Here is a 12,378-nt window from a genome sequence, read left to right on the forward strand (position 1 = left end):
GCGCCGGGGGGTGTTTCAGAGGTGGTGATCGACTTCACAGGGCACGCCGTTGCGCCTCGGTGGCCGGCGGTTGATCCGCCCGCAGGGGCCAGATCCGGCCGTACACATCACATCCCCCCGGCACAGGTCGTGTCTAGTACGGCCCTGGTGTCCGGTGGACGCCGAGCTTGCGTAGCTGCTCGCGTAGCTCCGGGGAAAGACCGGGCCAGCGACCGGCGGCGATGTCCTTGAGCAGCATGGACTCCCGCTCGACGCGGTCCTTGGCCCGGGCGAGCACCTCCTCGGCCGACTCGGCGGGAACGACGACGACCCCGTCGTCGTCCGCGACGACGATGTCGCCGGGCCGGATCAGGGTTCCGCCGGCGACGACGGGTGTGTTGACCCAGCCCGGACCCCCTTTGGTGGTGCCGGACGCGGAGATGGTCTTGGACCAGACCGGCAGCGACAGTCGGCGCAGCTCGCGGACGTCGCGGACCCCGGCGTCCACGACGAGTCCGGCGGCGCCGCGCGCGATGAGGATGCTGGCGATGATCTCGCCGACCATTCCCGACGTCGACGCGGACAGGTTCGCCACGACCAGGACGTCGCCTTCCTGGCACAGGTCCAGTGCGGCCAGCAGCATCAGGTTGTCACCGGGCTGGTTGAGGCAGGTCACGGCGGGCCCGGCGACCCGGGCCCCCTCGACGAGCGGCTTGATCGCGGGATCCATCAGCCCGCTGCGCCCCTGCGACTCGTGCACGGTCGCGACGCCGAGCTCGGCGAACTCCGCGGAGAAGGCGCCCACTCGACGATCGATCCGGTCGACAATCGTGGGACTGATCAGATGGTCGGACATCAGAACAGACCCCCGGCCGCCGGCAGGAAACGCTCGAATGCCTCGGCGTGCGTGACCTTCCGGTCCAGCAGCAGACCCGCCATGATCGCGCGGTACCGGGCCCGCTGCTCGTAGACCTCGATCATGAACTGCTGCACCTGCGAGCACTGCATCATCTCGAGCTTCTGGTCGGCGACGTCGCTGATGTCGATGTAGGTGTCCGGCTTGAAGTCGCAGAATTCCGGGAACTCGGGTTCGTAGCCGTGGATCTGACGCACCACGAACCGCTCCGCCTCGGGAAGGCGCCCGTGTGCCCGGGCCCAGATCGCGGCGTCCTCGACGAGGCGGGCGGTCGCGACGTGATCAGGGTTGTTGGGGTCACGGCGACCGTGGGTCAGGACCACGTCCGGCTTGAGCTCCCGGAGCAGCCGGACCATCTCCAGGCGGCGCTCGTCGTCGATGATCATCGGGTAGTCGCCCCAGTCGTAGGTCCGCAGCTCCACCCCGGCGACGGCGGCGGCCTTCTCCGCCTCGCCCAGGCGGACCGCACGGACCTGCTCGGCGGTCTGACCGGGCTCCGCCCACGCCGACGCGGACTCGCCTCGCTCCCCCATCGACAGGCAGACGACGGTCACCTCGGCGCCGGCCTTGACGTACTTGAGGATCGTCCCGCCCGTGCGCCACACCCAGTCCATGCCGTGTGCGCTGACGACTGTCACCTTGGTCATACCTGTCTCCTTCTTTGTCGCTTGAACTCTGTTGTGCTGCTATGCATTCGGGATTGTGGGTGGCATCGCGCGGACAAGGCTTCCGTCCGCCGCGACAGGTCCGAGGTTCCGTGCCCCTCCCGGCGAACCGATGGGTTCGTCGCGACCCGGCAACACGGTCTGGAAGAACTCGACGGCGTCGGCGACGAACGGTTCGAACTCCTCGTCGTCGTCCCGATCCGAGGCGATGGCCTCCACCGGGCAGGCCGGCTCGCAGGCACCGCAGTCGATGCACTCGGCGGGGTTGATGTAGAGCTTGCGCTCGCCTTCGTAGATGCAGTCGACCGGACATTCCTGCAGGCAGGATCGGTCCATCACGTCGACACACGGGGCGCCGATGATGAAGGTCACGACGTCACTCCTAGCTCGCGTGAAGGCGGTGACTGAACCGACCGGCCCGCGAGATCGCGGCCCGCGCCGTAGCCGAACGCCAACGCCGGGCCGATGGTCGCGCCGGCCGCCCAGTAGCCGTTGTTCGACGGCGAGGCGGCGCAGTTCCCGACCGCGTAGAGCCCGTCCACCGGGCCGTTCGCGCCGAGCACCTGGCCGGCGCGCGTGGTTCGCGGACCGCCCTTCGTATCGAGCGTTCCGAGCCCGATGAGCACGGCGTGATACGGCCCCTCCTCGTGCAGCGGCGCCATCACCGAGTTCGGGCCACCGCCCGGGCGCGGTTCGCCCGTGAAGAACGCCTCGATCGGCTCGACTCCGCGACCGTGATCGATGTCGACGCCCGCGCGGGCCAGATCGTTGAAACGGGCGACGGTCGCCGCCAGGTTCGACGCGAAGTCGCTGTGCAACCGCGTGCCTCCGGTGGCGCCGGCCAGTGCGTGCAACCGTTCCTCGAGACCGGCGGTCAGTTGTCCCCAGCTGTCCCCCGACACCAGGTGTGCGGTCGACTCACCCGGCAGGGCGAGCGGGTAGGCGAACTGTTCCGCCGAGAAGAGTTGTTCGGTCCGGCTGTCGAATACGAGCACCAGCAACTCCGGCGCACCCGCGCCGATGTGCACCTTGGCGCGGTCGCTGTAGAACTGCTTCTCGTTGCCGATCCGGCGGCCCGCGAGGTCCACGATCAGCGACGAGTCGCCCGGGGCGACCCACATTCCGGCGCGGGTCTCGGTCGACTCCGCCGAGGTGTGCTCGACGGCAACCTGATCCCACCAGGCGCAATCCATGTTGTGCAGCGGGACGCCGAGGGACTCGAGCACCGGGAGCGCATCTCCGGTGTTCGTGCCGGCCGCACAGCCTCCCCACACCCGTGCCGGCAGGTGCCGGTTCCTGCGGGCGTTGTCGTGCGTGAAGCCGCCGACCGCGAGGATCACACCGAGGCGGGCCCGGACGTCGATGTCGCGGGCGTTGCCGAGATCGCGAACGACCGCGCCGGTCACCCGCCCTCCGTCGAACCGAAGGTCCGTGAGTGCGTGACGCGTCACGATCCGCACGCCCAACCGCCGTGCGGCGGCGGCCAACTGCGCGATGAGGTCGGCACCGCCGCCCGGTGCACCGTGCTCGTCCGCCGGACACAACGCCCGTCCGTACACCCCGCCCTGCTCCGGGAGGCCCATGTGATAGTCGGGAAAGCGCAAGGCCACCTCGATCGTCGAGCGGAGCGCGCCGACGCCCTCGAGAAACTCCACCGCCTCGGACGCCAACCCGTAGTACCCGGTGAGGAGGTCGTGTTCCCATGCCGTGAGCCCGAGCAACGCATCGTCGGAGCGGTAGCGATCGGGCGCGCTCACCCTGGCCATGTACCGGACCGCACGGTCCTCCGGATCGTCGATACCGCGCCGGCGCATGAGGTGGTTGTCGGGAATCCAGTACACACCTCCCGATTTCGCCGTGGTGCCACCGATCGCATCGGCCTTCTCGAACAGCACGACCTCGCACCCTGCTGCGGCCGCCGTCACGGCGGCCGCGAAGCCTGCTGCCCCGGAGCCGAATACGACGACATCGGCGCCGTCGATCACGGTCTCGGCGCCGCGAGTTCGGGCGCTCATCGGACGGCCTCCGCGCCGGACCCGAGTCGGGTGTCCAGCTCGACGACCCTCAGGTCGAAGCGCCATCCGTCCGGGGTGCGCACCAGGCTGTCCGTGTAGCGCCCCGTCGCCATGAGCGTGGGTCGGGCCTGGTCCTCGTAGCGCCGGAACATCACCAGGTTGCAGCGCTGTTCGGCGCGATCGCCGTCGACGGTCACCTCGGGATCGAGGGTCATGTGCAGGATGCCCCATCCGCGTGACCGGCAGAACCCGCCGAGCTCGTCGTGCCCGGTGTAGGTGACACCCTCACCCGCGACCTCGAGACGTCCCGACGCGAGGAAGGTCCCCGCCCAGCCGGCGGCGTCCGACTTGTCGAAGCAGCGGTTGTAGGTCGCGGTCAGCTCGCGGATCGCCTGCCAGTCCGCGAAATCGACACCGGCCGACTCAGACATAGCGCGCCTCCGCGCCCGCGGCGGTGCGCCAGTCCTCGGCGGTGTCGAGGGTCATCGCGACCCCGGCGGTGACCGGCCTGACGTGAGGATCCTCCTGGCCGAACACCTCTCCGTTCTTCTCGTGTGCACGAACGGAACTCAGCAACAGTCGGCGAGTCCTGACCACGGCGATGTCGCTGGTGCCCAGCTTCTCCCGGGTACGGTCGACGATCGGACCCTGGCTCTCCTGGATCGCCACGTCCTCGAGAATCAGGTTGGAGAACCCGGAGAAGTGGCCGGTTGCCATCAGGGTGCGGTCCTGGCCCCAACTGTCCTTGCCGCGGGCCAGCGAGGCGAAGTCGTCCGGCGCGACCGTCAGATCCCGGTACCAGTAGTCGGTGTCGGTGTCCTCGGTGAGCGGGTGGTCGTCGTTCCATCTGATGAACCACTGCCGCGAGTGCTCGTCGTCGATCGGCGTCCCGATGATCGCCACCCGGTCCTCGTCGCCGGTGGGGATGTACGCCGTCCACGGCATCACGAACTCGGTCACCCGCACGTGCATGCCGTCCGCACCCGCGTGCCGGATGGCAGCGAAACGGATGCCATATCCGGTGTCGTCGGACTCGTAACGCGGTGCGGAGTCCTCCGCGGTCTCTCCCAGGCTTCCTGTGCTCTGTCCCAGCCAGGCCCGATGGAGGATCGACACGTGCGAGGAGTCCAGCGTCCCCTCGACCGCCTGCAGCCAGTTGCAGTGCGTCTGCGCGGTGAGTGCCCGGACGTGATCGGCCGGGAGTCCGTCGAACGGGAACCGCGGGAAGGGCGGCGGATCGTCCTGAGATCCGAGGTACACCCAGACCACCCCCCCGGCCTCCCGGGACGGGTGGTGGCCGACGTTGATCTTCTGGGCCATGTCCTCGAGGCGTTCCGCGGGCTCGGACGGCACCTCGACCACCGCTCCGGACACGTCGATCTTCCACCCGTGGTAGATGCACCGCAGGGCGCAGTCTTCGTTGCGCGCGAGCGCGAGCGAGGCTCCCCGATGGGGACAGGCCTCGTCGAGGAACCCGACCGTTCCGTCGGATGCCCGGAAGGCCACGAAGTTCTCCCCGAAGAGCCGGACCTTGACCGGAGCGCCGTCGGCGACCAGCCGCTCCGAACGCACCGCGGGCGTCCAGTACTCACGGAGGTACGCGCCCATCGGCGCCGACCCCTCGACCCGGGTCAGGAGTTCATTGTCTTCATGCGACAGCATGCGGATCCTCCACTCGTCCACGCCCCGACCGGGCGGGCTGGCTGAATGAGCCCCGGCGCCACCTTCTCCGAGACGGGAGAGGGGGTTGGTCCAGGCGGCTCGACTGTTACCCTGTCGATTGGAAGGTTATCCGCGTCACACCGGCGGATCAAGACCCGAATCGAAGAGATTTCAAAGTGTTTCGCATCCGACCCGTGATGCACGATCCCCAATACAGGAGGCAGCAATGCAAATCGCCGAATCAGTCGCCGTGATCACCGGCGCCGGTGCAGGTTTGGGCCAGGCCACCGCTCACATGCTCGCGAAGCACGGGGCGAAGGTGGCCGCGATCGACCTGACGACTCCGCCGGGAACACCCTCCCCGGCCTGGCTTTCTCTGACCGCGGACGTGAGCTCTGCGACCGAGGTCGACGCAGCGTTCGACGAGGCGGTCGCGGTGTTCGGCCGTGTGGACATCGCCGTGCACTGCGCCGGGGTCGCCGGGGGCTTTCGGCTCATCGGAAGGGACGGGCCGGTCGATCCGGACCGGTTCAAGGCGGTGATCGACGTCAACCTGATGGGCACATTCCACGTCATCCGCGCCGCGGCGTGGCGGATGAGCAGAAACGCGCGAACCGACACCGAGAACGGCGTGATCGTCACGACGGCAAGCATCGCCGCGTTCGAGGGGCAGCAGGGGCAGCTGGCGTACTCGGCAACCAAGGCCGGCGTCGCCGGCATGACGCTGCCCGCGGCCCGAGAGCTGGCACAGTATGGAATCCGCTGCGCCGCAATCGCCCCCGGTGCGTTCGCCACATCGTTGACCACCGACCTGCCGCGGGAGCTGCAGGATCAGTTGACCGCGTCCGTCGCCTATCCCGCGCGACTGGGCAAGCCGGAGGAATTCGCCGACCTGGCGTGCGCGATCATCGGCAACGAGATGCTCAACGGCGAGGTCATCCGCCTGGATGCGGGCTCCCGGCTCGCGAAGCGCTGACGGGTGCGCCCGGGGAGCGGGACGTCAGTTCCCGCCCGCTCCCCCGGCGCGCCGGACCCGAGGGCGGGGACGCAATCCGTCGAAGGCCATGTCGAGGATCTTGTCCACGAGCGGACGCAGCGGCCCGTGCTCGTCCTCGTTGTACCAGAAGGCACACCAACTCATGCTCCCCATCAGCCCGTTCACCGTCAGCTGGGGATCGACCCTCTTGAAGATGCGCTTGCGCGAACACAACGCGACGGCGTCCTCGAACGTCCGCTGGTACTCGCGGACGATGTCGGGCTGGCGGCCGCCGGACTGGGCGGACGATGCCGTCCACAGATGCATGAAGCCGACCAGGACGGGCGACGACACCCGCAGCGTGCAGTGCTCGGCGTGGAAATACAGGAGCTCGCGGAGCCTCTCGTCCGGGGCGAGGTCGTCACGTTGGGCGATCTTGGCAAGCTCGTGCTCGGCGACCTCGGTGAACCGGGCCTGGATCAGTCCGACCAGCTCGTCCTTCGACGAGAAGTAGGTGTTGAGGCTGCCCTTCTTGATGCCGACGGCGTCGGCGATGTCCTGCAGGCTCGTGCCGTCGATGCCCTTCTGGCGGATCAGTTCGATGGCGGCGTCCAGGACGTCGGCATGCCGCTCCGCGGAGCGCTTGGGTGGCACGGGCTTTCCTCCGGCTGGTCGGCGCGGCACCGCGGTCAGTCCAGCGGCGGCTGACCTTCCGCGGTGCCGCGCAGTGCGGGTACGGTTATCCTACCGAACGTCTGGATTGCGTCGAGCACCGCGGCGTGCGGCATGTACGGATGATAGAGGCGGAAGCAAAGGTGGGCGTCGGATCGGCCCGCGAATCTGCGCTCGTAGGGCCGCAGCGCCGCCGTGACGTCGTCCACCGTGCCGATGAGGTTGTACTGGCGGACCGCCTCTTCCGGGGTGAGAGTGGCGTCCGGCTCGACCGGGGTGCCGGCCTCCTCCCTGGCCCACCGGGCGTGCACGTCCATCGTGTAGGTCATGCCCCGCCCGGCGAGCTTCCAGCCGAGGTCCGGATCGTCCGAGATGAAGCCGGACCGCAACTGACCGAACGAGAACCGATCCCGCCGATCGGCCGGCACCGACTCGAGCACGGCGTCGAAGGTCGACATGGCCGTGTCGAACGGGGTGCAGACTCCGAAGTATCCGTCGCCCAGGCGGCCCGCGCGGACCAACGCCCGCGGGCCGGTACCCCCGAGCCAGATCGGCGGGCCCCCGGGGGTGAAGGGCTGCGGTCTGACGATCGCGCTGTCGATCCGGTGCACCCGCCCGTCGAATCCGAACCGTTCGCCCCGCCACGCGAGCCGGAGGATCTCGACGGTTTCCTCGAGGGTCCTGCCGCGGGTCGCCGGGTTCATCCCGAAGGCCCGGAACTCACTGTGGCGCCATCCCGTTCCCATACCCAGGATGAATCGTCCACCGGACATCTGGTCGAGGACCGCGACGTCCTCGGCGAGCCGGAGCGGGTCGTGAAAGGGTGCCAGCAGAACCGCGGTGCCCACGACGAGCCGCTTCGTCGACGCGAGGATCGCGGCCGCGAGCGGCAGCAACGAGGGCAGGTACCCGTCGGGCGCCCCGTGGTGCTCGCTCAGCCAGATCGAATCCAGGCCCGCCTGCTCGGCCAGCTTCGCCTGCTCGATGATGCGGGCGTACTCGTCGTGGAAGCCGATGTCCTCGCCCGGCGGCACCTGGCCGGTGTACAAGCCGATCCCGTACTGCATATCTCCTACCTCCGAGGTTCGTATTCGATTTCCACTGCCAGATCGATCACCGGGACGGAGGCAGGGTGACCCAGCCGCCGCCGTGAACAGCGACCTCTGCACCGCTCACATAGGAGGCATCCGGTGAGCAGAGGAACGAGACGACGGCTGCGACTTCCTCGGGTGCGCCCCCGCGTCGAGCCGCGATCGCCGCGATGTTGTGCTCGAGCACCGCCGGATCGACGTCGGCGACGATGTCGGTGAGGATCGTGCCCGGCAGCACCGCGTTGGACGTGATGCCCCGGCGCGACACCTCCAGGGCCAGGCTCTTCGACATCGCCAGCAGCGCAGCCTTCGACGCGCCGTACCCGCTGTCCCCGGGGCCGCCGGTGGCTCCCAGCACCGAGCTGACGAAGACGACGCGACCCCAGCCGGCGTCGTACATGTGGGCAAGCGCCGCCCGCGTGACGGACCACGCTCCGCGGACGTTGGTGTCGAGCATCTGGTCGAACTCGTCGCGGGTCTGCCGGATCATCGCCCGGGACCGTTGAACCCCGGCATTGTTGACCACCACGAGCGGCGGCCCAAGCAGCCGAGCGGTCTCATGGACGAGTTCCTCCCCCGCGCCCTCGACCGAGACGTCCGCCCGCACGGCGACCGCCGTACCTCCGTTCGCGATGATCTGCTTCACCACCGCCTCGGCGTCCTGCGCGGATCTGGCGAAGTTCACCGCGACGCTGTACCCCTGTGCCGCAAGGCGTATCGCGCAGGCCGCCCCGATCCCGCGAGAGGCTCCCGTCACGAGCGCGACCCGCTCCCGACCAATGTTCGAAGTGGTCATGACACATCCCTTCCATGCGCCGACCAGTGCGGCCGGCGCAGGGCCAACTTGTCGATTTTGCCGGGGCCCGTGCGCGGCAACTGGGCGTGGAACTCGTAGGAACGGGGGATCTTGTAGCCGGCGATCAGCCCTCGGCAGTGCCGGTCGAGGTCCGACTCCGTCGTCTGCGCGCCGTCGCGGATCACCACCGCCGCATGCACCTGCTCGCCCCACTGCGACGAGGGGACGGCGATGACCGCGGCCTCGACCAGATCCGGATGCTGGGCGAGCGCGGCCTCCACCTCGGCGGCGTAGACGTTCTCGCCGCCGCTGATGATCGCGTCCCCGGCCCGACCCACGATGTAGAGGTGGAAGTCCTCGTCGCGGTAGGCCAGGTCACCGGACCAGTACCAGCCGTCCCGGAACCGCTCCGCGGTGATCCCGGGTTGCCGCCAGTATCCGATCGCGAAATTCGGTCCGCGGGCGACGATCTCGCCCGTCTCGCCGACCTCGCAGTCGCTGCCGTCCGGCCGCGCGACCCGCACCTCGACACCGACGACCGGCCGGCCGGCCGACCGGAGCACGATGCTGTCGAGCAGTCGGTCCTCGCGGGGCAGGAAGCTCAGGATCGGTCCGGCCTCGGTCATGCCGTAGGACTGGGTGAACGAGCACCCCAGCCGCTCGATGGCCCGGTCCAGCAGTGCCGGCGAGATCGGCGCGCCGCCGTGCACGACGAGCCGCAACGATGACAGGTCCGGATCCCGTCCCGTCCGGTCCAGGTATTCGAGCAGCAGGGTGAGCATGGTGGGCACCAGGAAGGTGCAGGTGACCCCGTGGTTCTCGATGGCGTCCAGGACGGATTCCGGGTCGAATCGGGGGATCACCACGTGGCCGCCCCCGGCCCAGGTCATCGGGTGGGTCGACATGCCGTCGCCGAGGTGGAACATCGGGGAGCAGTGCAGGTAGACGTCGTCGGCGTTGTAGCCGAGCCCGGCGATCATGTGCAGTGCGTTCGCGGCGAGGTTGGCGTGGGTGAGCATCGCGCCCTTGGCCCGTCCGGTGGTTCCGCCCGTGTAGAAGATCGCCGCGAGATCGGTTGGCCTCACCTCGGTGTCGCGGTGGTCACCGGGCCGCGCGTCCGGCTCGGCGAGCAACTGTGTGAAGGTGACCACGCCGGTGCGGCGGGCCCCGGTGAGCGCTTCTGCTCGCTCCCGGTGCGCCTCGTCCACCACGACTATGGCAGGCTCGCAGTCGTCGAGGACCTCGCGCAACTCGGCATCGGCGAGCCGGGAATTGAGCGGGACCAGAACGTGCCCTGCCGTGGGGATCGCGAAGTACGCGGCGAGGTATTCGGCACTGTTGGCGCCGAGAACGGCGACCCGGTCCCCGCTCACGGCCCCGCGCCGGGCCATCCCGGATGCCATCCGGTCGCACCAGGACTGCAGGTCCGCGTAGCTGATCCTGGTCTCGCCGTCGACGACCGCGACGGACCGGCCTCGCAGTCCGGCGGCTCGGCGCAGTGTCCAGGCCAGGTCGGGCGACACGGTGACCCCGGTGCCGCCGCCACAGGGATCGGGCAGCGACCACGTGGCGCTCGGCGTCACGGGCAGGCCGATGCCGTCGTCGTCTGCGGGCATGGGCTCTCCTTCGGGTGTGTTCATCGGGAGTAGGTGAAGAAGCCGCGCCCGGTCTTCTCGCCGAGGAGCCCGGACTCGACCATGCGCAGCAGCAGCGGCGGCGGGGCGAACTGGGGGTCCTTGAACTCCTCGTACATCGAGGTAGACGCCGCCAGCAGGATGTCGAGACCGACGAAGTCCGCGAGCGACAGCGGACCGATCGGGTGGGCGCAGCCCTCCACCATGCCCCGGTCGATGTCTGCCGCGGAGGCGAATCCCGACTCCAACATCCGCACCGCGGACAGCAGGTAGGGCGTCAGCAGGGCGTTGACCACGAACCCCGCCCGATCCTGGGACCGGATGACCAGCTTTCGCAGGTCTTCTCCGACGAAGCGCTCGACGCGGTCGATCGTCGCCGCCTCGGTGTGCAGCGTCGGGATGAGCTCGACGAGACGAAGCGCGGGCACCGGATTGAAGAAATGCAGGCCGACGACCCGCTCGGGTCGGGTCGTCGCGGCGGCCAGCTTCGTGATCGAGATGGACGACGTGTTCGAGGCGAGAACGGCGGTCGGGCTGGTCACCACCTTGTCGAGCGCGGCGAACAGCTCCGACTTGACGGCCTCGTCCTCGACAACCGCCTCGATGACGATCTCGCGGTCGCCCAACTCTTCGAGCTCCGCCGTGAACCGCAGCCGCGACACCGCAGCCGCGCAGTTCTCGTCGCTGATCTTCCCGGCCGACACGGCCCGGCGCAGCGAGCTCTCGGTGCGCGTCCGCGCCGCCTCGGCCCGGTCCGCATCCGCCTCGCAGATCACGACGTCCGCCCCGGCGAGCGCGCAGACCCGCGCGATGCCCGTTCCCATGAGGCCGCCACCCACGACGCCCACCCGATCGATGATCACTTCGTTCTCCTCTGTTATCAGTGCAGTTGTGTGTTGCGTGGCGGGTGTGGGTCTACTCCGGGCCCGAACCCACCAGCCAGGTGTCGCTTCCCGCGATGACGTCGGACAGATCAGGGATGTGACCGTCGCCCCGAGCCTCGACCAGCTGTGCGTTGACCAGGTCGTCGTAGGCGGGACGCGCCACATCACGGAAGATGCCGAGCGGGGTGACGCCGTCGGGCCGGTCGGCGAGGCGCGAGAGCATGTACGCGGTGGATGAATCCTCTTGATGGACATCATGAACAAGCAGATCAGCCGCATCGGTGTCCTCGACGGTCACGATCTCCAGGCCGCCACGCGGGTTGACCCGCACACCCTTCCTGGTCGTCGATCCGAACACCACCGGTTCGCCGTGTCGCAGCCGGACGGTGACGTCGCCCCGGGTGTCGGGGTCCTTCAGCGCGTCGAAGGCTCCGCCGTTGAAGATGTTGCAGTTCTGGAGGATCTCGACCAGCGCCGTCCCGCGGTGCTGTGCCGCGGCCCGCAGCACCGACGTGAGGTGGCCGCGGTCGGAGTCGATCGTGCGCGCCACGAACGTCGCCTCCGCACCCAGCGCGAGGGAGATCGGATTGAGCGGGTGGTCGACCGAACCCGCGGGCGTCGACTTGGTGACCTTGCCCGTCTCGCTCGTCGGCGAGTACTGCCCTTTGGTGAGGCCGTAGATCCGGTTGTTGAACAGCAGGATCGTCAGGTTCACGTTCCGTCGCAACGTGTGGATCAGGTGATTGCCGCCGATGGACAGGCAGTCGCCGTCACCGGTGACGACCCAGACCGACAGGTCCGGCCTCGACATCGCCAGACCCGTCGCGATCGCGGGGGCACGACCGTGGATCGAGTGCATGCCGTAGGTGTTCAGGTAGTAGGGGAACCGGGACGAACATCCGATCCCGGAGACGAAGACCATGTTCTCGCGGGCGACGCCCAGCTCGGGCAGCAATCCCTGCACCGCCGCCAGGATCGCGTAGTCCCCGCACCCCGGGCACCAGCGCGCCTCCTGGTCGGTCTTGAAGTGGTCGGTCGTCAACGCGACGGACGATCGGGTCGCCGATGTCGAATTCGCCTGCACGATG

13 protein-coding genes are annotated in these 12,378 nt (G+C 68.9%); 1 reads left to right on the top strand and 12 read right to left on the bottom strand.

The genetic code is table 11. From position 1 onward, the window contains the following. Positions 1–133 precede the first annotated feature (133 nt). From ACWDU4_RS11190 to ACWDU4_RS11215, 6 genes are read right to left on the bottom strand one after another with little or no spacing between them, the layout of a single operon-like run. Positions 134–835 (bottom strand): 4-carboxy-4-hydroxy-2-oxoadipate aldolase/oxaloacetate decarboxylase, encoded by a 702-nt coding sequence (locus ACWDU4_RS11190; RefSeq protein WP_450113968.1) that lies wholly within the window; start codon positions 833–835, stop codon positions 134–136. After that, a complete protein-coding gene (locus ACWDU4_RS11195; RefSeq protein ID WP_450113969.1) occupies positions 835–1,542 on the bottom strand; it encodes a PIG-L deacetylase family protein in 708 nt (235 codons plus the stop codon). The genes ACWDU4_RS11190 and ACWDU4_RS11195 overlap by 1 nt, the downstream gene beginning before the upstream one ends. 39 nt (positions 1,543–1,581) lie before the next feature. Beyond that, positions 1,582–1,932, bottom strand: coding sequence for a ferredoxin (gene fdxA / locus ACWDU4_RS11200; protein WP_450113970.1), 351 nt, complete (start codon positions 1,930–1,932; stop codon positions 1,582–1,584). Beyond that, on the bottom strand, positions 1,929–3,575 hold the full coding sequence (locus ACWDU4_RS11205) for an FAD-dependent oxidoreductase (RefSeq protein WP_450113971.1): 1,647 nt from the start codon (positions 3,573–3,575) through the stop codon (positions 1,929–1,931). Before ACWDU4_RS11205 ends, fdxA begins: the two co-directional genes overlap by 4 nt. Further along, positions 3,572–4,006, bottom strand: coding sequence for a nuclear transport factor 2 family protein (locus tag ACWDU4_RS11210; RefSeq protein ID WP_450113972.1), 435 nt, complete (start codon positions 4,004–4,006; stop codon positions 3,572–3,574). Before ACWDU4_RS11210 ends, ACWDU4_RS11205 begins: the two co-directional genes overlap by 4 nt. Continuing rightward, positions 3,999–5,237, bottom strand: coding sequence for a Rieske 2Fe-2S domain-containing protein (locus ACWDU4_RS11215; RefSeq protein WP_450113973.1), 1,239 nt, complete (start codon positions 5,235–5,237; stop codon positions 3,999–4,001). The genes ACWDU4_RS11210 and ACWDU4_RS11215 overlap by 8 nt, the downstream gene beginning before the upstream one ends. A gap of 226 nt (positions 5,238–5,463) precedes the next feature. On the opposite strand from ACWDU4_RS11215, the gene ACWDU4_RS11220 reads away from it, so the two are divergent. Continuing rightward, entirely contained in the window at positions 5,464–6,213 is a 750-nt protein-coding gene (locus tag ACWDU4_RS11220) for an SDR family NAD(P)-dependent oxidoreductase (protein ID WP_450113974.1), read from the top strand. Positions 6,214–6,237: 24 nt separating this feature from the next. Here ACWDU4_RS11220 and ACWDU4_RS11225 read toward each other — a convergent pair whose 3' ends face one another. The 6 genes from ACWDU4_RS11225 to ACWDU4_RS11250 are packed head-to-tail and all read right to left on the bottom strand — an operon-like array spanning position 6,238 to position 12,377. Further along, entirely contained in the window at positions 6,238–6,867 is a 630-nt protein-coding gene (locus ACWDU4_RS11225; RefSeq protein WP_450113975.1) for a TetR/AcrR family transcriptional regulator, read from the bottom strand. Positions 6,868–6,902: 35 nt separating this feature from the next. Beyond that, positions 6,903–7,952, bottom strand: a complete 1,050-nt coding sequence (locus ACWDU4_RS11230) for an LLM class flavin-dependent oxidoreductase (RefSeq protein WP_450113976.1) — start codon at positions 7,950–7,952, stop codon at positions 6,903–6,905. 46 nt (positions 7,953–7,998) lie between these two features. Then, entirely contained in the window at positions 7,999–8,772 is a 774-nt protein-coding gene (locus tag ACWDU4_RS11235; RefSeq protein WP_450113977.1) for an SDR family NAD(P)-dependent oxidoreductase, read from the bottom strand. Further along, positions 8,769–10,388: a class I adenylate-forming enzyme family protein gene (locus ACWDU4_RS11240; protein ID WP_450113978.1), complete on the bottom strand. Its 1,620-nt coding sequence runs from the start codon at positions 10,386–10,388 to the stop codon at positions 8,769–8,771. Before ACWDU4_RS11240 ends, ACWDU4_RS11235 begins: the two co-directional genes overlap by 4 nt. A 20-nt stretch (positions 10,389–10,408) precedes the next feature. Continuing rightward, on the bottom strand, positions 10,409–11,269 hold the full coding sequence (locus ACWDU4_RS11245) for a 3-hydroxybutyryl-CoA dehydrogenase (RefSeq protein ID WP_450113979.1): 861 nt from the start codon (positions 11,267–11,269) through the stop codon (positions 10,409–10,411). Positions 11,270–11,321: 52 nt separating this feature from the next. Beyond that, the gene (locus tag ACWDU4_RS11250; RefSeq protein ID WP_450114050.1) at positions 11,322–12,377 is read right to left on the bottom strand and encodes a 2-oxoacid:ferredoxin oxidoreductase subunit beta; all 1,056 of its coding nucleotides are present in this window, start codon (positions 12,375–12,377) and stop codon (positions 11,322–11,324) included. Between the last annotated feature and the right edge of the window lies 1 nt (position 12,378).

The organism is Rhodococcus sp. NPDC003348 (assembly GCF_053589375.1).

Bases quoted from the DNA above. Each gene is read 5' to 3' on its own strand.
- ACWDU4_RS11190 (WP_450113968.1), bottom strand. From the start codon at position 835: ATGTCCGACCATCTGATCAGTCCCACGATTGTCGACCGGATCGATCGT.
- ACWDU4_RS11195 (WP_450113969.1), bottom strand. From the start codon at position 1,542: ATGACCAAGGTGACAGTCGTCAGCGCACACGGCATGGACTGGGTGTGG.
- ACWDU4_RS11205 (WP_450113971.1), bottom strand. From the start codon at position 3,575: ATGAGCGCCCGAACTCGCGGCGCCGAGACCGTGATCGACGGCGCCGAT.
- ACWDU4_RS11210 (WP_450113972.1), bottom strand. From the start codon at position 4,006: ATGTCTGAGTCGGCCGGTGTCGATTTCGCGGACTGGCAGGCGATCCGC.
- ACWDU4_RS11215 (WP_450113973.1), bottom strand. From the start codon at position 5,237: ATGCTGTCGCATGAAGACAATGAACTCCTGACCCGGGTCGAGGGGTCG.
- ACWDU4_RS11220 (WP_450113974.1), top strand. From the start codon at position 5,464: ATGCAAATCGCCGAATCAGTCGCCGTGATCACCGGCGCCGGTGCAGGT.
- ACWDU4_RS11230 (WP_450113976.1), bottom strand. From the start codon at position 7,952: ATGCAGTACGGGATCGGCTTGTACACCGGCCAGGTGCCGCCGGGCGAG.
- ACWDU4_RS11235 (WP_450113977.1), bottom strand. From the start codon at position 8,772: ATGACCACTTCGAACATTGGTCGGGAGCGGGTCGCGCTCGTGACGGGA.
- ACWDU4_RS11240 (WP_450113978.1), bottom strand. From the start codon at position 10,388: ATGCCCGCAGACGACGACGGCATCGGCCTGCCCGTGACGCCGAGCGCC.